The organism is Niastella populi, from assembly GCF_002078015.1.
Lineage (GTDB): Bacteria > Bacteroidota > Bacteroidia > Chitinophagales > Chitinophagaceae > Niastella > Niastella populi.
Genome location: NZ_LWBP01000216.1, coordinates 1 through 24,278 on the forward strand (window position 1 = coordinate 1; position 24,278 = coordinate 24,278).

Here is a 24,278-nt window from a genome sequence, read left to right on the forward strand (position 1 = left end):
GTATCCTATGTCATGCTATTTATCACTTAAGGCTAAAGGCATAAGGCCAGATGCGATCACGCGAGGATGCAGCAGGAGGCGCTGTAAAATATTAGTGAGCAGGCGTTCGGCTTTAAGCGTTCAGCTTTCAGCGTTTTATAGTTACTTTTGCGTGCAAATTACCCTTTGCTGATCATCAAATTGTTATAGAATGTCAACTGATCCTGGTTCCAATGATCTTTCCAGTCCATTTGTTTCGGTTCGCATAAAAGAGTTTCGCCTGTACATTATTCAACGGTTCTTTTTTGTTATGGCAATGCGTATGATTGGCACCGTTGTAGGCTGGAAAATGTACGAGATCACCAGGAACCCGCTGGCCATTGCATTCATCGGGTTATCGGAAGCCATTCCGGCCATTTCCCTCGCCCTGTATTCGGGCCACGTGGTCGACAAAAGCGACAAACGCACGCTGCTCTTCCGCACCATTCTCCTGTATTTTACGAGCTCCGCAGCGCTTATGTTCATTACCCTGCACAATACGGAAATTTCACTGGGTAAGAATTTTGTTCAGTATGCCCTCTATATCGTTATTTTTTGTACAGGCATCATCAGGGCATTTTCCGGTCCGGCCACCAGCTCCATACTGGCGCAACTGGTGCCTAAAATAATGCTGCCCAATGCCGTTACCTGGAGCTCAAGTACCTGGTTGTCAGCCTCTGTACTCGGACATGCATCTGCCGGTTTCCTGGTTGCCTATGTGGGGTATACCGGAACTTTTGTTTTCATTCTAAGTTATATAGCCATTGCTGCCTTTTCGGTATTCCAGATAGAACGCAAACCCATTGTGCATAGCAACAGGGGGCAGGCTACCTGGGAAAGTGTGAAAGACGGGTTGCGTTATGTGTTTTCAACCAAAGAATTACTGGGCGCCATAACGCTCGATATGTTTGCGGTGTTGTTTGGCGGTGCGGTGGCCATGCTGCCATTCTTTGCGGGTGATATTTTACATGTAGGGCCAATAGGTTTTGGCTGGCTGAATGCAGCGGCCGATATCGGTTCTTTCGCTGTTATACTCACGCTTACATTTTATCCGCTAAGGAAAAAGCAGGGGCTGATCTTGTTGTTTGTCGTTGCGGGTTTTGGCGTCAGCATTATCACCTTCGGATTATCACAGCTCTATTTTCTTTCTTTTATCGCCCTGCTGTTGAGCGGTGTAATGGATGGTATCAGCGTGGTGGTGCGGGGCACTATTCTGCAACTGAAAACGCCCGATAATATGCGCGGGCGCGTGTCTTCGGTAAACAGCATGTTTATCAATTCTTCCAATGAGATCGGCTATTTTGAAAGTGGTGTTGCCGCCAAGTTAATGGGCGTGGTGCCTTCCGTTGTGTTTGGCGGAGCCATGACCTTGCTGGTAGTAGCGGTAATGTGGTTCAAGGCGCCATCACTCCGTAAATTCGAGTATTAAAAATCATTTGCAGGCCTCGCTGTTTCTGCTGAACGCTTAAGGCTTAACGCCAAACGCCAATGCACCACTTAAGTGGCTTTGTATTGCGTTAAGCGTTGCGCGTTCGGCGTTTAGCGTTTACGGCAGCGTAAAGTAGTGCTGCCCCTGCTCATACTCCTGGTCAAGCGCATCGATTATCACCTGTAAATGTTTCGGATTGCCGAGGAAATCGGCATTGGCGGCGTCTATGAACAACGTTTTTATGTTGTGCTGTTTTATATAGTGCGTATAGGTTTGCTGAATATTCAGCAGGTATTCATCGGGGATGCCCTGCTCGTAGGAGCGGTTGCGCTTTTTGATATTCTTCTGCAGGCGGTCAACCGGCGCGTGCAGGTAAATGAGCAGTTCGGGTTGCACCAACTGCTGATGAATGATCTCAAACAGTTTTTGATATAGCCGGTATTCTTCTTCGGGTAAATTTATTTTGGCAAACAGCAAACATTTGGTGAACAGGTAATCGGTAATGGTGGTGGTTTGAAACAGGTCGTTTGTATGGATCAGTTCTTTCAATTGTTTATAGCGTTCGGCCATAAAGAACAATTCCAACGGAAATGCATACTGTTGCGGGTTTTCATAGAATTTGGGCAGAAAAGGGTTGTCGGCGAATTCTTCCAGTATCAGCCGGGCATCGTAATGTTTCGCCAGCATATGCGCCAGGGTTGTTTTTCCCGCTCCGATATTTCCTTCGATAGTTATAAAGTGGTACTTCATTCGTCAATGGTGAATGGTCAATGGTCAATGGTGAATACAGCTGCACGCCATAAGTGAGCCTTGCAAATGTGCCTTCGTTTGGAATTAAAGAACTATAAACTAAAAACAATAAACCATAAACTGTCAATGGCGAGGCCCGTAAATGTTCCTGAGTCCCGAACAGAGAAACCACAAACAACAAACCACAAACAACAAACAACAAACCGTTTTATCCCAGTCCGGTTACATCATAATTGATCACCGGCAGTTGATCCTGGCACTCCAGCAACAATTCTTCAATGGTTTTGTTGAATACAGGGTGAACCATTGCAGGCGCTAATTCATTCAGTGGCACCAATGCAAAACGGCGGTTTTGCATTTGCGGGTGGGGGATGGTCAAATTCGGCTCATCGATCACCGCATCATTGTAAAACATGATATCGATATCGATCACCCGCGGTCCGAACTTTTCGGTCCGGTGCCGGCCCATGCGTTCTTCAACCAGTAACACGGCGGTTATCAGCTCCAGGGCGCTTAACGAAGTGTCCAGTAAAAGCGCCTGGTTCAAAAATGCGGGTTGATCGGTTTTGCCCCAGGCGGCGGTTTCGTACACCGCCGATTGTTGTATTACGGGGCCAACGGTTGTCGCCAAAAGGCCAATTGCCCGGTGCAGGTTCTGCAACCGGTCGCCCATATTGCCGCCTATCAGTAAAAAGACTTTATTCATATATTGCACTCCCTCGAAGGATCAAATATCTTTGAATTTCGTTTAAAATAAATTTGTTAATGAAGAGCTTTTTTAAAATATTTCTGGCATCGTTTCTGGCATTGGTGGTTTTATGTGTAATTATCTTCTTCATTTTTATAGGTTTTGTGAGCAGCCTGACCTCATCTGAGAAGGGAAAGACCGGTGCAAAAGCCGTACTGGTGGTCGATCTTGGCCGTACCTACCCCGAAATTGGCGTGGAAAACCCTATAGCTAAACTATCTGGCAATGATGATGCCGATCTGCCTTCCCTGTACGATGTGGTGCGAATGATCCGCTACGCGAAGACCGACACGGCCGTAAAAGGCATTTATATAAAGTGTGGAAGCAATGGCAATGCCATGGGCGCCAGCCAGGAAATACGGAATGCCATCATCGATTTCAAGGGTTCGGGCAAATTTGTTTATGCCTATGGCGACGTAATTTCCCAGGGTGGGTATTCTGTAGGAAATATCGCCGACCGGGTCTATTGTAATCCCAAAGGCGGGGTCGACTGGCGCGGTTATGCCATACAGCTCGCATTTGTAAAAGGTTTACTGCAAAAGCTCGATATAGAGCCCCAGATCTTTTATGCCGGCAAATTCAAAAGCGCCACCGAGCCTTTTCGTGAAACATCAATGACCGATGCCAACCGGTTGCAGTTATCGGTTATGATCGGTGATTTTTATGGCCGCTTTCTACAGCAAACCGCCGAAGCGCGTAAACTCGATACCGCCACCTTACATCGATACGCCAACGAATACTTAATTCAGCATGCATCCGATGCCGTGAAGTATGGATTGGTCGACGGGCTTAAGTATGATGACGAAGTGCGGGAGGAAATTGCGAAAAAGCTCGGCGGCGTAAAGCTCGACAAACTTAATTTTATCGGTTTGCAGAAATATGCCAATGCGGTGGACTTCCGTCGCGATGGTAAGGACAAGATCGCCGTTATTTATGCGCAGGGCGATATCATCGATGGCAAGGGCGACCGCGATATGATCGGCAGCATTACCTATCGCGATCTTATTCGCAAAGCGCGCCTCGATAAAAATACCAAAGCGATTGTGATGCGCATCAATTCAGGCGGCGGCAGTGCGCTGGCCAGTGAGAACATCTGGCGTGAACTTACCCTGGCGCGTAAAGACAAACCCGTTGTGGTAAGTTTTGGCGATGTGGCCGCTTCCGGGGCTTATTATTTGTCTTGCAATGCCGACAGCATTTTCGCACAAACCAATACCATAACCGGTTCAATAGGGGTGTTCACTCTGTTGCCGAACATGCAAAAATTCTTCAACAATAAACTGGGCATAACCTTCGATGGCGTAAAAACGGCGTCGCAGGCCGATATGTTTTCGGCCACCAAACCATTGACGCCCGCGCAAAAGATGTTCCTGCAAAACAGCGTTGATTCCATTTATCTCACCTTTAAGGAAAGAGTGGCACAGGGCCGTAATAAGGAGCTCGATTATATCGACAGCATAGGGCAGGGCCGTGTTTGGAGCGGCAGCCGTGCGCTGCAGCTTGGGCTGGTTGACCGTTTGGGCGGACTGGAAGATGCCATTGCCACTGCGGCCAGAATGGCCAAAACAAGCGATTATCGTTTAAGGGAATATCCCGAACCACACAATGTGCTGGAAGCGATCTTTGGCGGTTACGAAAAGGATGCCACCCGTTCGGCCATGCAAAAAGAACTGGGCGAAGATGGCATGAAAACCTATCAGCACATCAAACGGGTGAAACAAATGGTAGGCGTTAGCCAGGCGAGAATACCGTTTGAGATGAGTATAGAATAGGGACAGTTTATGGTTTGTAGTTTGTTGTTATTCAATTCGGGCAGTCACTATTGACGCGTAAAAGAATAAAATTTCAGCCGTTCAGGAAGCTAAATTCTGTAAACACTGCTGGAAATTAAGCAACCACACCCCACAAACTATAAACTACAAACAGTTTTTATATAGCTTTGCCGCCAAATTTCGGAAAACAATATATGTCGGGTCAATACAACCAATGGACGGCCATGTGGGCTATCAGCAAAGCTACCCTGCGGGCGATCTTTAAAAGCCCTCAGGCCATTTTCTTTAGCCTGTTCTTCCCCATAGTGCTGATCATGGTCTTTGGTGCATTGGCCGGTGGTGGCGGAAGGTCGATCGATGTGGCATTTGACGCCAAATCAGATACCCTGAGCGAACTGTATTTTCGCATAAGAAGCAGCCGCCTGTTGGATATTAATGAAGGCAGTGAGGAAGAATTGACAGACCGCCTGAAAAAAGGCCGCATTACCGCCATGATCGAAGTCAGGGCAGGAACCATGAAAGCAGGCAGCCCGGCCGCATATGAAATTCATTTGAAGACCACTTCTGCCAGCCAGCGGGAGCTGTCGGCCCTCAGGGAAATATTGAACGGCATTATAAATGAAGCCACTGTGGCCGCTCAAAATAAAGTGGCATACATTTCTGAGGAAGTGATTCCCGGGCGCCGATACCGCATGATCGATTTTTACCTGCCCGGTATGCTGGGTTTCTCGCTGATCGGTTCTGCCGTTTTTGGCGTTGCTTTCGTTTTTTACACCCTGCGCGAAACGCTGGTGTTGAAGCGCATGTTCGCCACCCCGGTGAAAAAAACCTTTATCGTGCTGGGTGAAAGCCTGGCGCGGGTGGTGTTTCAACTCACAACTTCCATCGTTCTTATCTTATTCGGCACCATCTTTTATCATTTTACACTGGCTCACGGGTTTGTAACATTCATTGAACTGCTGGTGCTGAGTTTCCTTGGTATTGCCGTATTCATGGGTTTTGGGTTTATTATCAGCAGTCTGGCCAAAAACCAGCATGTGATACCTATTTATGCCAACCTGTTCATGTTTCCGCAATACTTTTTATCGGGCACCTTCTTCCCGAAAGGATTGTTACCGGAGAGTTTACAGGCCATCATCAACTATCTGCCGTTAACGGCCCTGAACGACGCCATGCGTAAAGTATCGTTCGAAGGAATGCATTTGCTGGGCGTAGGCAAAGAGATCACTATTCTTATCGTCTGGTGCCTGGTAGCGTATAGTTTGTTGATCAGGATCTTCAAGTGGGAGTAGCGGAATACAGCTTCAAGCCGCAAGCAAATACAAATACAGCTGTAAGCTGCAAGCTATAAGCCGCAAGCAAATACAAATACAGCTGTAAGCTGCAAGCTATAAGCCGCAAGCAAATACAAACACAGCTGCAAGCTGAAGGTTAAAGCCAAAAGCTGAAAGCGGAATACAGCTGCAAGCAGGGAAAAGCGCGCAAATACTTATTGGTCTCGAATAAAAGAACCACAAACAACAAACCACAAACAACAAACAACAAACATGCGTTTCATAAAACTGGGGCTTATCAGTGCGGTCATATTGTTTATTGTCATTTACCTTTTCTCGCTGATCATTCCTTCAACCGTAAGGGTATCGCGGGCGGTGAATATTGCTGCCCCTAAAGACAGCCTGGTGGCCCAACTGGCCGATCTGCGGCAATGGAAACAATGGAATGAAATGGCCAACAACCGCGAGTCGGACAATCAGCAATTCGCAGAAAGTTCGATCACCACCGGAGAACTCACCATTACCAAAACCGCGCAGGCGGGCGATACCCTGCTTACCGACTGGCAACAGAAAAACGCGCGGGTGCTTAACAGTGGATTTACCTGGTATGGCAACGATGGCCAACTGGTACTGCAATGGTATTTCGATATAAAATTGCGCTGGTACCCCTGGGAAAAATTTGGTAGCATAGTTTTTGATAAGCAATTGGGGCCGCCTATGGAGAAATCGCTGGGTAACCTGAAAAAGTTGCTGGAGGAGAATCCATAAAGGCTTATTTTTCATTTCTAAAAAGATAACGTATGAAGAAAGTATTGCTTTTGTCAGCCATAGCACTGATCACATTAGGTGTAAAAGCACAGGACGATAAATCAAAAAGACCCAGTCCGCCTGCCAAAGTAACTGAAACCACCGGCAGTGGTGCAGTGATCACCATCGATTATAGCCAACCCGCCGTAAAAGGCCGTGAGATCGGAAAGGAAATTGCTCCTTATGGCAAAGTATGGCGTACCGGCGCCAATGAAGCCACCACGTTTGAAGTAAGCAAAGATGTAAAAGTGGAAGGCCAGGCCCTGCCTGCCGGTAAATACGGTTTGTTCACTATTCCCAATAAAGAAGAATGGGTGGTTATCTTTAACAAAACCCCTCAACAATGGGGCGCATACAAATATGCCGAAAGCGATGATGCATTGCGAATTAAAGTAAAACCAACAAAGGCGCCTCAGTTCACCGAGCGTATGACGTTCAACGTTGATAAAAGCGGTAAAGTGTCATTGCTTTGGGGTAACGAGAAAATTGATTTCACTGTTCAATAGGTCACGTATATAAGAGTAAAGTAAGCAGGAGGCCGTCCGCGTAGCGGGTGGCTTTTTGCTTTATAGACAGTTTATAGTTTATAGTTTGTGGTTTGTAGTTTGTGGTTCCTTTTATCCGGGACTTGCGCGGAATAGTTTATGGTTTTTGGTTTATTGTTTATGGTTCTTTTATTCGGGACTAATAAGTATTTGCGCGCTTTTCCCTGCTTGCAGCTGTATTCCGCTTTCAGCTTTAGGCTTTAACCTTCAGCTTGTATTCTGTATTTGCTTGCGGCTTATAGCTTGCAGCTTACAGCTGTATTTGTATTTGCTTGCAGCTTGGAGCTGTATTTGCTTGCGGCTTATAGCTTGCAGCTTGCAGCTGTGTTTGTATTTGCTTGCGGCTTGGAGCTGTATTTGCTTGCGGCTTATAGCTTGCAGCTTACAGCTGTATTTGTAATTGCTTGCGGCTTGCAGCTGTATTCTGTATTTTCCTCGTTGCCTTTGTGCCTTGATGCCTCGTTGCCTCCCATTATCACATCATTTCTGCACGCTTTAGCCGGAAAGGGAAGTATTACTAATTACTATAATTTTAATCCTGCATAAAGCCGCAGCATGCTGCTATTTGTTTTGGTAATTTGCGCTTTTATGCTGAATTTGGTGGTAACTAACTGTTTGCGCCATGATTTATAACAACAGACGAACCTTGCATTTGATAGGATTTGATCATCGGTCAGGTTATTTCAACCATCCTGTTATTTCCACCGGAAATATAAACTTGCCGGTTAATCCAGCCTCCGCACACCATTTTATTAAGTCAACCAAACGGTGATCCCTTTTTCTGTTCCGTTCCCTACTACAACAGCTACCCGAAGAATGTTCAATACATAAACCTGTCCTTCAAACCAATTTATGGTACTTAATTATTAATTCGAAACAAAAGGATTATGACGAAACTTTTATCATCGAATAGCAGGCCGGTAAAAGCAGTAGGCTTATTACTGTTCAGCCAGCTATTAGTGAGCCTGACATTGGCACAGGTTCAAATTAGTGGTAAGATCACGAATGCAGGTAATATTCCATTGCTGGGTATTTCCGTTACTATTAAGAATACCAACTATGGGTCGGCCACTGACGCATCAGGCAACTACAACATCACTGCACCTATAAAGCCCGGCACTTATACCCTCGAGTTTTCAGGGGTGGGGTATAAAAGCACCAGCCAGAATCTGCAGGTAGGCAGTGCCGATAAATATACCGTAAGCGTTTCACTGGCGGAAGACGCACTGGGGCTCGATGAAGTGGTGGTAACCGGTACTTCGCAGGGAACCACGCGAAAACAACTGGGAAGTTACATCAGCACCGTAAAAGCCGACCAGCTCAATAAAGGCGCTACAGGTAATGTACTTGCCGCACTGCAGGGAAAAACAGCCGGTGCACAGATCGTTCAAAACTCGGGTGACCCCGCAGGTGGTATTTCCGTACGGTTGCGCGGTATAAGTTCCGTCAACAGTTCATCGGAGCCGCTATATATAGTAGATGGCGTTATCATCAATAATGCCACTAACAGGGTTACCAACACGCAAAGCGGGTACGATGGTGGTAATTTTGTGGGATCCGTTGGCCAGAACCGGATGGTTGACATCAACCCCGCCGATATAGAGCGGATCGAAGTGCTGAACGGCGCCGCCGCTTCTGCTATTTATGGTTCAAGGGCCAATACCGGCGTAATACAGATATTCACGAAACGCGGAAGCACCGGTGCGCCCGTTATCAATTTCTCAACCGGCATAATGGTAAACCAGTTGCGTAAGAAACTCGATGTAAACCAGGCCCCGGTCAAGTTCGGCGGTTCGCCCGACGTGTTTACGCAGGACATTATATCTGCTATCAGCGGTGTACTGCCAACCAATACCACACCGGTAACGCGGTACGATTACCAGGATTATATTTTCCGCACCGGTTTGGGAACCGATAACAACGTATCGGTAAGCGGTGGAAAAGACAAAACGAAATACTATACTTCGGCTTCTTATTTCTACAACCAGGGCATCATTGAGAATACCGATTTTAGACGATTCAGCTTCCGGGTAAACCTCGACCAGGAACTGACCAACTGGGCTAATTTCAGCGTAGGGTTGAATTATGTCAACAGCGCATCCAATGAAAAACCCGATGGTAATTCCTTTTTCTCGCCCATGAACTCGGTAACCATTATAGGTAATTTCCATAACATCTGGGAACGCGATGCCCTCGGAAACCTGAAGGCAGTAGGCGAGCGGTTAAGGGTAAACCCCGTATCGGTAATTGAAGACTTCAAACAACGCCAGGAAACCAACCGCCTTATAGCCAGCGCCTCGCTGAAACTTAAACCGGCAAAAGGGCTCACGTTCGATTACACCATGGGTATCGACAATTACGGTCAGCGCGGTACTACGTTTATGCCTCCATATGCTTATGCCGTGAGCCCGGCTTTCTGGGGCGGAGGTGCTACTTTAGATCCCTCGCTGAACGGTTATGCCAGCGCTGCTGTAAATAATTTCTTCCAGATCAACCATGAACTGAACGGTACCTACCAGACAAATATCAGCGACCAGTGGGCTTCAACTACCCAGGTGGGTTATGCCGTGCAATACGAAAAGAACGGATATAACCTGAGCCAGGGCCGCGGGTTGGCGCCCTTTGTAGAAACCGTAAATGGCGCCAGTACCATTCTTCCCGGCGCCGACAGCCGCAGCGAACTATCGGTTTCGGGCGGATATGTGCAACAAAATTTCAAATTCCGCAACCAGTTGTTCCTTACGGGGGCAGTGCGGTTTGATGGCTCTTCTGTGTTCGGTGAAGATGAGCGCAACCAGGTGTATGTAAAGGGAAGCGGCAGCTACCTGTTATCCGAAACCGACTGGTGGGCCGGCCTTCCCCTCTCTAAATGGTGGAACGTAGCGAAGGTACGTATGGCTTATGGCGAATCGGGCAATATGACCGGTATCGGCGCCTATGACCGGTTCAATGCATATAGTTCCCTTTCTTACCTCGGGAGAACCGCTTTGTTTTCGAACACCACGTTATCTAATACGAAGGTAGGGCCCGAAAGACAAAAAGAACTGGAGTTCGGTACCGACCTTTCCTTCTTCACCAACCGGCTAAGCCTGCAGTTCAACTATTATATCAAAAAAGTAAACCAGTTATTGCTACGCCGCGATATTGCACCAACCGAAGGCTTCTCCAGTTTGCTCGATAATTACGGCGCGCTCGAGAACAAAGGGTTCGAGGTGGTATTATCCGGAACGCCTTACAGAGATAAGGACTGGAGTTGGGATGTTACAGGGATCTTCAACCGCAATCGTAACAAGGCCGTGAGAATAGGACAGGCCGTATCGTTAAGCACCAATGCCGGGGCGCCCATCTGGCTGGCCGAAGATTATCCTGTAGGTGTTTTTTACGGAACCTTCTTTGCAAAAGACAACAATGGCAACGATATAAAGAACGCCTCGGGTTACCCGCTGAGCGAAAAAGGCGTACAGAACGGTTTCAATAAGTACACCACACAGCGCGATGTGAATGGTTTGCCATCGGGCGCCAACCTGTTGAAAGTGATCGGCGACCCGAACCCCGACTATACGGCTTCGTTAGTGAACGAAGTGAATTATAAAAAACTGGGCTTACGGGTACAGTTCGATGCCGTACAGGGTGTTGACGTATGGAATGCCGATTTCAGAACAAGGCAGGGCGTGGGTAATGGTACCGTGGCCGAACAGGAGCACCTCGGTTTATTGCCGCGCGGTTACGTCAACAGCGTGTACCAGATAGAAGAATGGCGGGTGGATGACGGTTCATTTGTAAAACTCCGTGAGATCAGCCTCAGCTACCGGTTGGGAAAAGTGAAGTTCTTCAATGACCTCACCATCAGCGCCAGTGGCCGTAACCTCATTTCATGGGATAACTATAAGGGATACGATCCCGAGGTGAACGCCGGCGGACAAAGCACCATTTTAAGGGCAATCGATTTCGGTGCTGTTCCCATTCCCCGCACTTTCAGTTTTAATGTGGCCGCTAAATTCTAACACGCAAATTTGATTTTATGAAGCTAAGTACTATTAAATATATTACCTGTTTTGTAATGGCCGGGGCGTTATTGATGGCCACAGGCTGTAAAAAAGATTATACCGATCCTTCGCGCGCAATCCAGGAAAGGGTAATCAGATCGGCTGCCGGTTTAACCGGGGTAGCAGTGGGTGTACAACGAGCCTATGCGCTGGGCCGGGGCAGCTCGTTGTACAACCTGGTAACAACAGACGGCTTTCTCACAAAACAATTGACCATTCTTAACCAGGGTAATACGGCCGAATACCAGTTGTTTCTGGGCGGCGACCAGGTTAATCCTACAAACAACAGCATCGTTTTATCTTTCTGGACAAACAGCAACAAGGTAATCTACGATGCCAATAACGTGTTGAAGTATGCGCCGGAACTGGCCGATAAAAATTATGCCAGCGGATTGATAGCCTATGTCAGCATTTTCAAAGCGCTGGCGCTTACCAACATGGCCATGTTCTGGGAACAGGTGCCCGATACAACCGGTACAAACGTAGGTTTCATTACCAATTCAGAGGCATTGAATAAAGCTTTGGGTGTGGTGAATAATGCGCTGGCAACCGTAAACGCCAATGCCATCAGCGCCGCATTCCTGTCCAACATTCCCGCGGGTATCGATATCGTGAATACGCTGCATGCGTTAAGAGCGCGTTTATCGCTTTATACCGGCAACTATGCACAGGCTTTAGCTGCGGCCAATGCGGTAGATCTCAGCAAAAGATCCACGCTAAATTTCGACCTGCAATCGCTTAACCCCATTTTCGAAACGGCTACCTCTACCAACAACGTTTTTCAGCCGCTCGATTCCACGATGGGCCTGCCGCCGGCGCTTGAACCAAACCTGGCCGACAAACGGGTACCGTTCTATATAGCAATCGGTGCCAACCCGCGTTACCGCATCGGCGGTTTTGGCGCCACATCCACCATCGGCTGGCCTTTATACCTGCCCGGTGAAATTACCCTTATAAAAGCCGAAGCGTATGCGCGTATGACGCCACCCGACCTGGTAAATGGATTGATCGAGTTGAATAAGGTAATCACCAAACAGCCGGCCGACGATCCGTTTGGCGTTGGGGCCGGATTGCCGCCTTCCGGGCCGCTTACGCAGCCTGAACTGCTCGAACAGATCTACAGGCACCGGGCAATAGAATTATTTATGTCGGGTTTACGGTTAATGGACAGTCGCCGTTTCAACCGCCCTGTAAGTGAGCGTAAACGCAATTATTTACCCTATCCCAACCAGGAGCGGAATAACAATACCAACACACCAACAGATCCAGCTTTTTAATCGCTGGTTACAATCAATAGTTTGGTTTACCATCAGCCCTCCCGGTTTGCCGGGAGGGTTTTGTTTTTTTGGGGGGAAGAATAATGTATTTCGACCTCCTGCGCTTACAATGATTCCGTAGTTTTGTCTTATGACAATCTCCACCATTGGCATGCTCGCCGCTATTTTAACCACAGGCGCCTATATTCCGCAGGCGTATAAAACCATAAAAACCAGGCAAACCCGCGACCTGTCGATAGTTACCTTTACCATGCTTTTTGTGGGAACCATTCTGTGGTTCATTTATGGAATGTATATTCGCGATACACCGTTGATGTTGGCCAATGGAATAACGGCTACATTATCTGGTATAATATTTTTTCTTAAGATCAACGCTACCGGTAAAAGACGGCGAAGGTGATATCGTACCTCCCGAAAATCTAATGAATGTTTAATGATAAGTAATGCCCGATTACCTGTTCGTTAGTCCTCAATGGGTTATATTTGCAATTATTTAGAAGAACCATCTCAATCGGCCTGTAATTTTTAAGGCTTTTTGTTGATCCCCTATTTTGGTTCAGTTATGGGATGTATATTCACGACGCGCCATTAATGTTGGCCGGTAAAAATAGCCGCATTACCGGGAATGAAATTTTTATGGATAAGTTTCCCGGCAAACGACGGCGTAGAAAAATCAAATACCATGCAATTCAGAGAAGCCCTTATAACCGATATACCACAAATGTCGGCCGTACGAATGGCCGTAAAAGAAAATGCGTTATCGAACCCTCAATTGGTAACAGAGCAGGATTATGCTGATTATTTATCCCAGCGCGGCAAAGGCTGGGTATGTGAAGTTGACGGTAAGCTGGTAGGTTTTGCCATTGCCGACCTCGTTAAACATAATGTGTGGGCATTGTTCATATTGCCCGAATATGAAGGGCAGGGAATAGGCCGGGAATTATTGATCGCCCTGCTCGACTGGTATTATAACGAAACCCACGAAACTATCTGGTTAAGCACAGCTCCCGATACCCGCGCGGCCAACTTTTACCGCAGTTTTGGTTTTAAAGAAACGGATAAAATGCCCAATGGCGAATTGAAGTTTGAATTAACGGCTGATGACTGGGGCGTGTAGTAGCCCTATTTAAGCCGGAAGATCCGATTAATTTTTATTTTTTGTTGAATCATCATTAAGCTGCTCCAGAATATTTTGAAGCGGCTTAAGATAGTTGTCAGCATCATGGCCCGGCTGCACCAGGCGGAGGGGTGATAGATCGATATCTACATATGGGTCGGGGTCATTTGTTAAGATATTATATGCCTTTGCTGAATCGCCCCCGGTATGAAACAGGGGGATGAAAGGAAGGTTATATTCGCGGGCATATTCAAAGATCTCGAACGTTCCCCCTTTGCCGCCTATTGAAATTACCACGAACGCCTTTTCCCTGCTAACATCTTTCGAATCTTCGGGTGAAACTGTTTGTATCATTCCTTTTTTGAAATCCGCTTTATGGCCGGTTTCAACAAATTGAATTAAATAATCTTTATTATCAACATCGGTGATTGATTCCAGCGTATTATAATATGCTTCTGCGGCCAGGTAATCTACTCCCGGCCAGCCACCGGTTATAAGACCATAACCCTGTTCGGCAAGAAATTGTCCAACAGCTTTGGCTGTACGCACTTCTTCTTCGGTAAGATCAAAACCGGTTCCTGCCACCCAGATCCATTTGTTGAGGAATTGCCAGCTTAGATCGATGAGCTGGGTTCTGTCTTGCGTGGTAACTTCAAAAAGTCTGGAGATATTTAAGCCCGGTATTTGCAATACATATAGCTCATGTTCCAGTTCTAATGACAATGAAACACTATTTAGTATAGTATTGAATACTACTTCTGCATTCCGGCCTAATATTCTTATGGTTTTACCTAAATGATTTTTGGCAAACCTGAATTCAACAGTTTGAAGCGGCTGCTGTTTTCCTGTAGCTATTGAAAAATTTTCATTCCCGTCAATTGTTGAATGAAGTGGAAGCGTTCGAAGCTTTCCGGTCAGGTAATTACGAATAGATCTGAATGTGATGTTTCCCTCTCCATTTACTGCGCTGCCGGCTAATCCGTGTATTAATTCCTTTGTGAGCATACCTCTTGATATCTCCGGTGCTTTATTTAACTCTTCATAGACGCCCTGTTCCCGGGCAATGTGCCCCATTGAAAAGGCAGATGTTTGGCCAACCCCGGCCAAAGGAAGTTTAAAAAGTGGTATAAGGCCTCGCGCTTCAATATTGTAGATCTTCTGTAGGTCGTAAAAGCAACAAAGGCCGTGAAAATAGGCGTTATCTCTAAGAGCTGTTATATAACTGTTGATATTTATACAAGAATTACGGAGCTGCGGTGTCCAGCCCGGTAGCAATAATAGCGGGCCGTCAGGAGCTTCTAACCCCAATCCTGCAAAATACAACAGTAACAATCTTTGCCTGCTGCTCTGCCTATCCACACCCGATGTCAGTCTTATCAAAGCGTTGTCAATGCTTTCCTGGTTCATGTTTTCTCCAATGGAAGAGATCAATACATGAATATTCTCCGGTTTTCCATTTTCCTGCAGCACCCATTCCCGGAAATTCATTGCATCGTTTACAGCTCCTTCTGACACGGCAGGGTCTGAATATTCATAGTGATCAATTCCCACGATCAACGCATAGATCTCCGGTGACTCGGTTGTAGGCTGGTTAGCATTGGAACCATTCCGTTGCCAGCTTACCTTTGTCTCCTCATTTACCCACGGCGCCGTGAATAGGTTATAGGTATTGGTGGAATAATTATAGGTGGATAGAATCTGTTTAAACGCATCTATGTTCTTCATAAGATCATACCCCTCGCCGATAAGGCTAAACATCTTTATTCCAAACTCGGCGGCGTTATGATCATCAACTATACCTTCAATACCAATGGAGAGTGCAACACCTAATTGAGCCGCATATTCAGCGAACAGATGCGACCTGCAGGTATTGGCAATAAACAGTTTTATGTTTTCCTGGTAATCGAACAGCTCTGCAAATTCAGGCAAGGTGAATTCACCATCTTGTAAATGAAAATTACCAGCTGAATCCCTGCCGGCATAATACACAAACTGGATCCTGTTGCGATAGTCTTTATTTTTAAGTGTGGATATCAATGTCTGCCGGTCGCAATCAATTAATATTTCCCATTTCGCCATTAACCCACTTCCCTCGAGATGTTTTATTATGACCTCCCTTTCACGTTGCAGATTCTCCAGTTCATTGGTTGGGTCAGAAAAGATCAGCAGGAAAACAGGCTGCTCGTTTCGCTCATCGCTCATGACCTGATCGATCAATAATTGCACTTTATCGCCCTCTAATTCGAGGATATATTCCTGTTTGGTCATATCCTTTGAAAGTCCGCGGTCCTTAGTGTATTCAGCAAGGGCCATCGCCGTCTTCTTATTCCAACTGCCGGTAGACCGCTCATCCAGGTAGCTATGAAATCGTAAAAGGTCCTGTAATTCTGCGGTAGGGTGTTTGCCGTGTAAGAAAAAACGGTTATAAGTTTCGGAATTGCACAGTAAACGCGGTGTTTTTTTAATCCAGAAATCTTCTCTTTCACGAATAAAACAAAGTTCGTATTGACGAAACGCGTTTATAAATACCGACCTGTTTGAAAACCAGGTTTTATTTTTTTGTAATGAAAGTACAAGCGCAAATGTAAATGCGCAATATTGTCTATCGTCTACCTGATAAGGTAAATAAATCGCCTCCTGTTCAAAGTCACACGCAGCAAAAAGAATATTGCCCGGTTTTGAATTATCAATCCAATAGGGGGTAGCTGCATGATCAACCTGTGCAAAGATAGTCACGGAACTGCCTCTGGCGGCATTAGCGGCATTTCCTATTTCGCTGTCATGCAGCCAGTCATATTGCCCTCCCTCCATATCCGAATCGTAACAGGCTACATGACAGTGAACATCGGCCCGTATGGCATCAGAAGCAATATAAAATAAAAGGTCATCATTGGGCGTGGCTGTAGTGGCCATCCTTTGCCAGTTTTCTAAAATTGCTTTATGTGTTGCATTCTCTCCGGTAAGAACGGTTAAATCCAGCGCAGTTGATGGCGTCAACTCCCGCAACAGGTCCGCAAACAGCAAAGCACTGTTTACATATTCATCGTTATTTCTGCCGTCCAACTTTTCATTCACCCCCACCACCAACGCTCTCAATTTCCTGTCACTAAAGGCATTCAACTGCGTTATCATACCTTTCGAGATCTCTATTTCTATCCCGGTTTTGGTATCGTTGAACAATTCATACAAATCCTGCCGCGCATTCAGTCTTTCAATAAATCCCTTATTGTTTTGTTCTATCAATGCTTTCCAGGCATGCATCCAGTCAAGCTGTTTCTGCTCACTGTCGGTCAGGTGGAAAGCACTATCGAGCCGCGTTAGCCGGTTCCTGGTTTTGATGAACAGATCGATGGTGTGCAGCAACTCCGTTTCCCTGAATGGCGGCGTGGATGCCGTTCTGAGTTTATTGAACAATCGTTCCGTAACCGCGGTAGGATTGTAATACGATACCGCTTCCATCGTCTGCGTTTCTATATACTCAGCGCCCCAGCGTTTGCCGGCCGGGTTCGGCAACAGGTGGTAGTCTTCTACAAACTTGGCGATCTCATTAAGATCGCGCACCTGTCTTTTTTTCCATAATTCCGTTGTGCCTTCTTTTTTCAGCCATTCCAGGAAAGCCATCCTGATATCATGATCCATTTCATATAATTCATACCCAACCTCCCGGCACAAAGGCGAAAGCAGCAGGTCGCTGACCGCCACCCGGTGTATGGATACAGGTGCGCCATTCCATTTGTACCGGTTGAAATTCTGCCACAGCTTATACAACAGGTCGGGGGTAATAAACGCCGGCACCGCGGCATAAGCTGCCAGCAGGAAATGCCCAAGCCGGTACTCATTGTAGAAATTTTCTACAAAGCGTTTATAGAACCAGTGTAGTTTTGACCCGTTCACTTCCGAAAGGGCTGCAGCCGGGAATGGAAATGGAAAAGGATTCACGAATCGTTTTTTTGAAATTTATGTGTGTGCTTTAAGATCGTTCTCATGGTATCCTGGAAATGGTATGTGTCATGATCGAGGATGGGCGCCATCAGCATCACCTTGTCTTTGATCTGCATGGCAGCCGTGTTATTCCACCGGTGGGCCGGCATCGGGTTCAACCAGATGGTGTGGGCGCAATACGTGCTAAGGTCTTCGAGGAAATCATTGGTAATAGCTACCCTTGTATCCACCCGCTTCGTGTCGGTATTACCGCGGGCCGCCCCGGCATCGCTGATCACAATGGCCATTGTAAAATTGCGGTTGGCCGTCACCAGCGCCTCCTTCAACTTCACCTGTTTTGTAAGGTTGGGCTGGCGGTACACATACCCGATAGGATAGTTTTGAAAATAAAACACCGGCGCGCGCGGATGCCCGCCTTCTGAACGCGCGGTTTGTATCAGCCGGTTCGTGAGCTCATGAAAGGGCGTCATCGATCCGCGGTAATCGGCAAAAATGATCAGCGTATCCAACCGGTTCTGAAAACCCTGTAAATATTTTGCTTCCAGGAAAAGACCGCCATCCCTGGCGATCTGCTCTATGGTGGCCTCGATATCGATATTTTCAGGCCGGTTGCTTTTTTCCTTAAGCCGCAGGAACTGCCATCCTTTGATCATCTGCCTGCGCGTTACCGGAAAATACTCATCGGTATGCAAATAATTCGAGCTTACTAATGAATAAGGTTCCGTTAACTGCGCCGGGGCCGCCGGCGGCTGATAATATTTCGTTCCGCCCGAAGTTGATTCCGGGGGCTCCTCCATTAGTTTTTCACTGCCTGAAAGATCATCGCTGTCATTATTGTTTTCCGGCCTTTTTGTTTCTTCAGCGCCCGTTTCTTTTTTCGCCTTGTTGCTGTCGTCCCTGTTACTTTCCGGTCTGTCTGCTAACGGCTGCTTTACCTGGAAATATGATCGCAGCAATTCCTTCTCCCTGACAATGGCCGAATCGAGCAGTTCATCGAAACGGGGTTCATCGCGGAGGTCCTGCAGGTACAGGTACTTTATAAATTTTTTCAGGTGTGTCCATTCCTCATCATAGATGATCACCGGTTGATAATCCTTATGCGCCGATGCAGTGGAGCTATCAAGCAGGGCCTGCATGAACAGGCGGTATTTATCGATCCAGCGCTCATAACTGAGGAACTTTTCGATATCATGGAAAAAATGCCATAATGGAAGCCGTTCGAACTCCATAGGTGTTACTTTATATCGAAGTCTTTAATGATTCTTCACGCTGGGTAACCGATGCATATGTTTTTAACAGCGCCTGGTAATAAAAAGGTAGTTTTTCCAGTCCTTCCTTTACAAAGGCTTCGTCGAGGCCCCGGTCTTTGTTTGCTTTGAATCCATTCACCCAGTTCTGCAATTCTTTTGATCTTGTGTTGCCGGGGTTCTCCAGGTCATACAGGAAACCCCGCAGCCAGTCGAGCAGTTCGCTAGTGGAGATGCGTTTGTTATCGGCTGGATTGGTGTCGATATCCCTCTTCAGCCGGGTGAACCGTTCAATCAGTTTGTCGACAAACGTTTCGTCGGGCTTCAGCGCATCCGTTGATCTTACAATGGCTCTTTGCGTGGTGAGTAAACCCGGCAGGTGAGCATTGATGATCTCCTTTAGCTGTTTATCGTCGGGGAATTTGATGTACATAAAAAGGCAACGCCGTAAAAACGCTTCCGGTAATTCTCTTTCATCGTTGCTGGTAATAAAGATAAGCGGCGGATAACGCGTTTCAATGACCTCACCGGTTTCCGAATCGGGAATGGTGAATCTTCGTTCGTCCAGCTCCAGCAGCAGGTCGTTCGGGAAATCTATATCGGCTTTATCTATTTCATCGATCAGTAAGATCGACGGCGCTTCCTGCGTAGAAGTAAGAAAGGCAAGCCCCATGGGCCCAAAAGTGCGGTAGCTGCTTTTTTCTTTTGCATTTCCCAGCTGCGAATCGCGCAGCCGCCCAACATGGTCGAACGAATACAACCCGTCAACCGCTTTGGAGGTGGACTTTACCTGCCATTCAAAAAAATGATCTTTATAATCATTCCCATACCATTCATAGGCTACCGACCGCGCCAGCTGCGTTTTGCCGCTTCCCGGTTCGCCTTTTATGAGAACGGGCCGTTGCAGGATCTGGGCAAGCCGAACCAGTTCTTTTATATCTTCGGAAGGGATATACGGTGGTACAGGCCTGCCTTTCCTGGTGCGGCCGCTCTTAACAAATTTCCCCGACCGCGTATCCGCATCATACTTAAATTCCGACTCGGGCAGTTCGGGCTCTACGGTACGCAACAGCTCTTTCTGAACGTCGTTGCCCTTTTCATCGGTAATGGAAATAAAGCCGGCCGAGAACCTCGATGTAGAACCCGGCACATTGGGGTTGGGCTGTGGATATGGCTTTGGAATGATAGTCATTAGATGATCGATTTTGTAAAATCAAATAAATATTGGTTAAGCTGTGTTCTTTCAGTTTCTGAATACCTGCAATGCGCACATACATACCTGATAAAATCCTCGTAGTGGCAGTCGAAGTCCTCGCATTCGGGTCTTTCTACCATCGTCTTTACCACCCTGGGGTCTTTCAACGCCTGGATGAGTTTTGTCTGGTTCAACCGCGTAACCTGGTCAACCCAGTCGCTGATATGGTTGCTGGAGATGGGATCAACTATCGGCGTGGCAATAAGGTTGAATTTATCTTTATTGGTGACCTTGGTAAAGCGGTCGCGCAAATAGGCTTCGCTGTTGTCTCTTTCGTCTGAAAAGAAGATGAACATTTTTCCGAGCGCTTTTTTTTCTTCTTCACTTAACTGTTTCACCTTATGAAGGAACAGCGCGCTGAACTCTTCGCAGAATTCCTGAATGCGGTCGAACTTTTCTTTTCCGCCCACGGTAAAATAGATCCAGAGGATCACATGCCGTTTACCGGCATACCGTTCATCGCCGCTCATCAGTTTTTCGAAGTACCAGTCGTGGATAATCGATTTGTCGATGGGCGGACCGTCGGTATCGCGTTTGATCTGGTTGTACAATGTTTTCCAGATATCGCCTTCCGTTGTTTCGATCTTAATGGGGTCGAGCATCAGGTGAAGTTCGGGCCGGTCAAAATTCAAACCCCGGCCGGGCCGCGACAGCCAGCGGAAAAGCACTTTCCAGCCAACTTTTTGAACGTTCAGTGAATAGCCCTGGGTAATGATGATATTTAAACTGTTCAGCGCGTTTTTGTAATCCTTTCCCATGATCGACCGGTAATCTTCAAAATCGAGGTGCTCTATAAATGATTCCTTCAGGTCTTCGATCTTTGGTTTATCTTTTTCTTTTCTTTCAAATATAAAAGCCCGCTGGCCATATACGCCCGGGATCTGCACGTACCTGATCTTTTGTGTTTCGTCGCCCTTGTTCATCGATAACTCAAACTTCGCCCTTATGGGGCCTTCGGCAAACGCTAAATAAGGGTTCGTGTTCTCTTCCAGGTACTGGTGGAACGCGTTGGCAAAACCGCTGCCCCGGCCGCTGATGCCATCATCTGCTACCTGCTGATCTGAAGTGGAGGTCAGTAAAAAACGCGAAAAATCACCGCTTACACTGGTTGCTGTTCCCAGGGCCGACAAGCCTGAATAGCATGCATCCAGCACCAGCAGAAGATCGCGGCACTTGCGTTTGTCGGGATACTTATCGAACTGGCTGTAGATTTCATGTATGTTCAACCATGTACCTCTTTTATTCTGACTATCTGCACAAACCAGGTAATATTGATCGTTGCTTCCCTTTACCCCATGCCCTGCAAAATAGATCAGTAAGGCATCGTCAGGGCCTATCTTTTCATAGATATGCTCTACTGTTTCAATGATAGCCGTTTTGGTAGCAGCTTCGTTATACAGGCAGTTGGTAAGGTAATCCTGCGTATCGGTGTAAACGGGGATCACTTCTTCATGCCTGTCATAAGAAGGGTTTGTTGTTCTGAGGTCGGTGTTCGCGGTCTTATTAAAATTATAATCTTCAACCAGGAGCTTTACGATGCGGTTGGCATCCGTTACCGGATTGGCCAGCCGGTCAAATCCATTGCCGTAATTATCGATCGCAATGGCCAGTAGATAGTATTTCCGCAAAGGCGCTGCGCCGCCACCGTTACGGCTCAGGTCATATTGAAAGGGTGTCGATATCATTTATTAAACGTTCAGATCAGATTTCAATTTCAGTGTGATATGGTCAACAACATCACGGCTTAATGCCGGTGAACTGGTCATTACAACACATTTAACGATAGTAAATCAGAGGATGAAAGGGCGCCTGGAACAAGGCGGGTTGGCATAGGACACATTGATACAGTTGAAATTAAGGCTTTTTTTCATCACGAAAAAAAATTGGCAGGGAAGGCCAATGAGCAATGGGCAATACGCAATGGGCAATATGCAATGCCCAATATGCAATTGGCAATTGGCCGAATTTCGGGTTTTGCTATTATTCGCGGAGCTGCAATGGGTGTATTGCTTATTGCCTGACGGTCATCAGTTTTTTGCATGCGACCTGCGGATTTGTCGTCACCAGTAACATTGCCGGTACTACTCTGGCATGACTATCTGGTTGACACCTGTGCAAAGGTGTTATACCGCTTTGCCGGTCTGAAAACGTGGTGATGGTTAAATATGTGTGGGCTTAGATCTTCAATCTGCCTTGTTATATCAAATGTCGCATGTTCTCCCTTGTCGTCGCCCCAATTATAAGTACCATACTGGAACAGCAGCATGTCATTTTCAACCTCAGAATAATCGACATCTTTTACTTGAATTGAAGTATATAACTTATGCGAAAGTTCAATAACCGAATCAACACTTAACCTACCTGTAATGCTAATAAATTTCAGGATCTCATCATTATATGCCTTATAAACTTCGAACGGGGCCAGCTTAATACTCAAGGATGATCTGTTTTTATAAATATAGTCTAATAAATTAGGATTGTGCCTTTGCGATACTTTGCAATTGGCAGTCGCCAACAAGGCAATTCTCTCAATACTTTATCTACCTGTTATAATTTGGCCGTCGGCAACGGCCAAATTATTTTGAACCTAATTGGGCCTTCAGTAACGGTATACCCGCACTTCTTTTATAGTATTTGCAGAAATGATCGGGATAAAATCGCTGTTGGCGGGCAAGGTGGTAGACGAAGTAATGAAAGGTACTTTAAGTGCTATGGAGTTGGTCAAACGCAGCTTTTTAAGTAATGAGGCCAAACAGAAATATCTGCAAATTCTGGACGACCGGCATCGGAGCTTGGGGTTGAAATGAAAACTTACGTAGTAATCATCCTCCCGCGGTTCCTGCATTCCCCCATTATTGCAATTTCTTAATCATCGCCACCGCGTCCTTGATTTTCAGTTTTATCTTATTGTTGAAGTCGTCCTGCGATTGCTTGTCGGGATACACGTCGGTGCTTACGCTGGCCATGGCCGCTTCTTCGAGGTTGGCGGTTAATGATTGCGGATTGCTGGTTTCTATTATTTCTACTGTATCTAAGATGGATCTGTATAAATAGATGCGCGGAACTACCGGCCGGGTATCGAACAGCATGGTAAATTCATAGCTCTTACTGTCATGGACAAGATATATACTTAAACCGGTCTTGTAGCCTTCATCACTTTCCGGTTCCTCTATATTGTCCTGTTCATAAAGCTCCATAATGATGCGGTTTTCCAACATGTTTTGCGTGTAGGCAAACAGGTGTTTTACTTTATTGTCATCTATGTAATAAACCGATCTGATCCCTTTCTGGGCCAATACATTTTTCATTTTGACAAGGCTTTTGTGAGTGCGCTGGTTTAATGCAATTTAAGCCGCTTTATTTATCGTATTTGCAATTTTTGAACCGTAGGAAACAATGATAGCTACGCATATACAATTGATTAAGTATCAGATATAACGGCAGCGAATAGATTACAATAAAATTGATCTATGTCAAGAAAATGTATTAAGTGTTTTATATATAGAAAATAGCACTAAATTGAGGCATAGGATAAGGTTTAATGGTTAATGGTATTAGTTAGTGCAGCCTCTCACCATCAGGGGGAGAGGCTATTTTTTTGTCCTGGAATCATTACCTTGCCCAGTTAAAAAGTAAACAGAAATTATCAATAATATGTAAGGCGCTGGATCGGGCGCCTTTTTTCGTGCGGTAAATTAAATGGCAGGCTGCTTAACTTTCAGGTTTTCCTTTACGGCCTGCTCTACATTGCAAATAAAAACATCGTCGTGATCTTTAAATTGCCGGAATCCGCATCGTTGCCAGAAAGCCGGCCAATACCGCCCAGGCATTGCTTCTGTCGTCTGTCACCGACGACTGTACGCCATTGTTGTTGTGAAAAACGTAAGCGCTGGCAGCGCTGTTCCAGAAGTAGGCATTGAAGTGCGATTTCACATTGTTCTGCAGATTTTGATAATATTGTCCCGGGCATTGGCGATGGTAAAGAACAGGGTCAGCAGCGGCAATAGCATCGCTGCCTTTACATTGGATAAGGTATTTGTTTTGAACATAG

The 24,278-nt window shown here is 46.3% G+C and carries 20 protein-coding genes; 10 read left to right on the forward strand and 10 right to left on the reverse strand.

Annotation, left to right across the window (positions count from 1 at the left end):
- The first annotated feature begins 190 nt into the window (after window positions 1–190).
- Window positions 191–1,447, forward strand: a complete 1,257-nt coding sequence (locus tag A4R26_RS27990; protein WP_081169842.1) for an MFS transporter — start codon at window positions 191–193, stop codon at window positions 1,445–1,447.
- Between the two features lie 117 nt (window positions 1,448–1,564).
- On the opposite strand, the gene A4R26_RS27995 is transcribed toward A4R26_RS27990, so the two are convergent.
- A complete protein-coding gene (locus tag A4R26_RS27995) occupies window positions 1,565–2,197 on the reverse strand; it encodes a deoxynucleoside kinase (RefSeq protein WP_081169843.1) in 633 nt (210 codons plus the stop codon).
- Window positions 2,198–2,405: 208 nt separating this feature from the next.
- The gene (folK, locus tag A4R26_RS28000) at window positions 2,406–2,903 is read right to left on the reverse strand and encodes a 2-amino-4-hydroxy-6-hydroxymethyldihydropteridine diphosphokinase (RefSeq protein ID WP_165760440.1); all 498 of its coding nucleotides are present in this window, start codon (window positions 2,901–2,903) and stop codon (window positions 2,406–2,408) included.
- Between the two features lie 59 nt (window positions 2,904–2,962).
- Here folK and sppA point away from each other — a divergent pair, with 59 nt between their 5' ends.
- The 9 genes from sppA (at window position 2,963) to A4R26_RS28045 (ending at window position 13,783) form a co-directional block, all read left to right on the forward strand.
- Window positions 2,963–4,717, forward strand: a complete 1,755-nt coding sequence (gene sppA / locus A4R26_RS28005) for a signal peptide peptidase SppA (protein WP_081169845.1) — start codon at window positions 2,963–2,965, stop codon at window positions 4,715–4,717.
- 194 nt (window positions 4,718–4,911) lie between these two features.
- Window positions 4,912–6,009, forward strand: coding sequence for an ABC transporter permease (locus A4R26_RS28010; RefSeq protein WP_081169846.1), 1,098 nt, complete (start codon window positions 4,912–4,914; stop codon window positions 6,007–6,009).
- Between the two features lie 255 nt (window positions 6,010–6,264).
- Window positions 6,265–6,759: an SRPBCC family protein gene (locus tag A4R26_RS28015; protein WP_081169847.1), complete on the forward strand. Its 495-nt coding sequence runs from the start codon at window positions 6,265–6,267 to the stop codon at window positions 6,757–6,759.
- Between the two features lie 32 nt (window positions 6,760–6,791).
- Window positions 6,792–7,304: a DUF2911 domain-containing protein gene (locus A4R26_RS28020; protein WP_081169848.1), complete on the forward strand. Its 513-nt coding sequence runs from the start codon at window positions 6,792–6,794 to the stop codon at window positions 7,302–7,304.
- A 264-nt stretch (window positions 7,305–7,568) separates the two neighbouring features.
- Window positions 7,569–7,889 (forward strand): hypothetical protein, encoded by a 321-nt coding sequence (locus tag A4R26_RS28025; protein ID WP_081169849.1) that lies wholly within the window; start codon window positions 7,569–7,571, stop codon window positions 7,887–7,889.
- 341 nt (window positions 7,890–8,230) lie between these two features.
- Window positions 8,231–11,347, forward strand: a complete 3,117-nt coding sequence (locus A4R26_RS28030) for a SusC/RagA family TonB-linked outer membrane protein (protein WP_081169850.1) — start codon at window positions 8,231–8,233, stop codon at window positions 11,345–11,347.
- A gap of 17 nt (window positions 11,348–11,364) precedes the next feature.
- On the forward strand, window positions 11,365–12,666 hold the full coding sequence (locus tag A4R26_RS28035) for a RagB/SusD family nutrient uptake outer membrane protein (RefSeq protein WP_081169851.1): 1,302 nt from the start codon (window positions 11,365–11,367) through the stop codon (window positions 12,664–12,666).
- 130 nt (window positions 12,667–12,796) lie between these two features.
- Window positions 12,797–13,066 carry a SemiSWEET family sugar transporter gene (locus A4R26_RS28040; RefSeq protein ID WP_081169852.1) on the forward strand — a complete coding sequence of 90 codons (270 nt, stop codon included), beginning with the start codon at window positions 12,797–12,799 and terminating at the stop codon, window positions 13,064–13,066.
- Between the two features lie 225 nt (window positions 13,067–13,291).
- Window positions 13,292–13,783 carry a GNAT family N-acetyltransferase gene (locus A4R26_RS28045; protein ID WP_242675041.1) on the forward strand — a complete coding sequence of 164 codons (492 nt, stop codon included), beginning with the start codon at window positions 13,292–13,294 and terminating at the stop codon, window positions 13,781–13,783.
- Window positions 13,784–13,810: 27 nt separating this feature from the next.
- On the opposite strand, the gene A4R26_RS28050 is transcribed toward A4R26_RS28045, so the two are convergent.
- From A4R26_RS28050 to A4R26_RS35215, 8 genes are all read right to left on the reverse strand, one after another.
- Window positions 13,811–17,722: an SLOG cluster 4 domain-containing protein gene (locus A4R26_RS28050; protein ID WP_081169853.1), complete on the reverse strand. Its 3,912-nt coding sequence runs from the start codon at window positions 17,720–17,722 to the stop codon at window positions 13,811–13,813.
- The gene (locus tag A4R26_RS28055; RefSeq protein ID WP_081169854.1) at window positions 17,719–18,954 is read right to left on the reverse strand and encodes a vWA domain-containing protein; all 1,236 of its coding nucleotides are present in this window, start codon (window positions 18,952–18,954) and stop codon (window positions 17,719–17,721) included. Before A4R26_RS28055 ends, A4R26_RS28050 begins: the two co-directional genes overlap by 4 nt.
- 10 nt (window positions 18,955–18,964) lie before the next feature.
- Window positions 18,965–20,164, reverse strand: coding sequence for an AAA family ATPase (locus tag A4R26_RS28060; protein WP_081169855.1), 1,200 nt, complete (start codon window positions 20,162–20,164; stop codon window positions 18,965–18,967).
- Window positions 20,164–21,912: a caspase family protein gene (locus A4R26_RS28065; protein ID WP_081169856.1), complete on the reverse strand. Its 1,749-nt coding sequence runs from the start codon at window positions 21,910–21,912 to the stop codon at window positions 20,164–20,166. The genes A4R26_RS28060 and A4R26_RS28065 overlap by 1 nt, the downstream gene beginning before the upstream one ends.
- Before the next feature lie 410 nt (window positions 21,913–22,322).
- Window positions 22,323–22,664 carry a hypothetical protein gene (locus A4R26_RS28070; protein WP_081169857.1) on the reverse strand — a complete coding sequence of 114 codons (342 nt, stop codon included), beginning with the start codon at window positions 22,662–22,664 and terminating at the stop codon, window positions 22,323–22,325.
- A gap of 162 nt (window positions 22,665–22,826) precedes the next feature.
- Complete coding sequence (locus A4R26_RS35925; protein ID WP_278248452.1) at window positions 22,827–22,952, reverse strand: hypothetical protein; 126 nt, start codon at window positions 22,950–22,952, stop codon at window positions 22,827–22,829.
- Window positions 22,953–23,079: 127 nt separating this feature from the next.
- A complete protein-coding gene (locus tag A4R26_RS28075; RefSeq protein ID WP_081169858.1) occupies window positions 23,080–23,535 on the reverse strand; it encodes a hypothetical protein in 456 nt (151 codons plus the stop codon).
- A gap of 466 nt (window positions 23,536–24,001) precedes the next feature.
- Window positions 24,002–24,160, reverse strand: coding sequence for a hypothetical protein (locus A4R26_RS35215; protein ID WP_165760441.1), 159 nt, complete (start codon window positions 24,158–24,160; stop codon window positions 24,002–24,004).
- Between the last annotated feature and the right edge of the window lie 118 nt (window positions 24,161–24,278).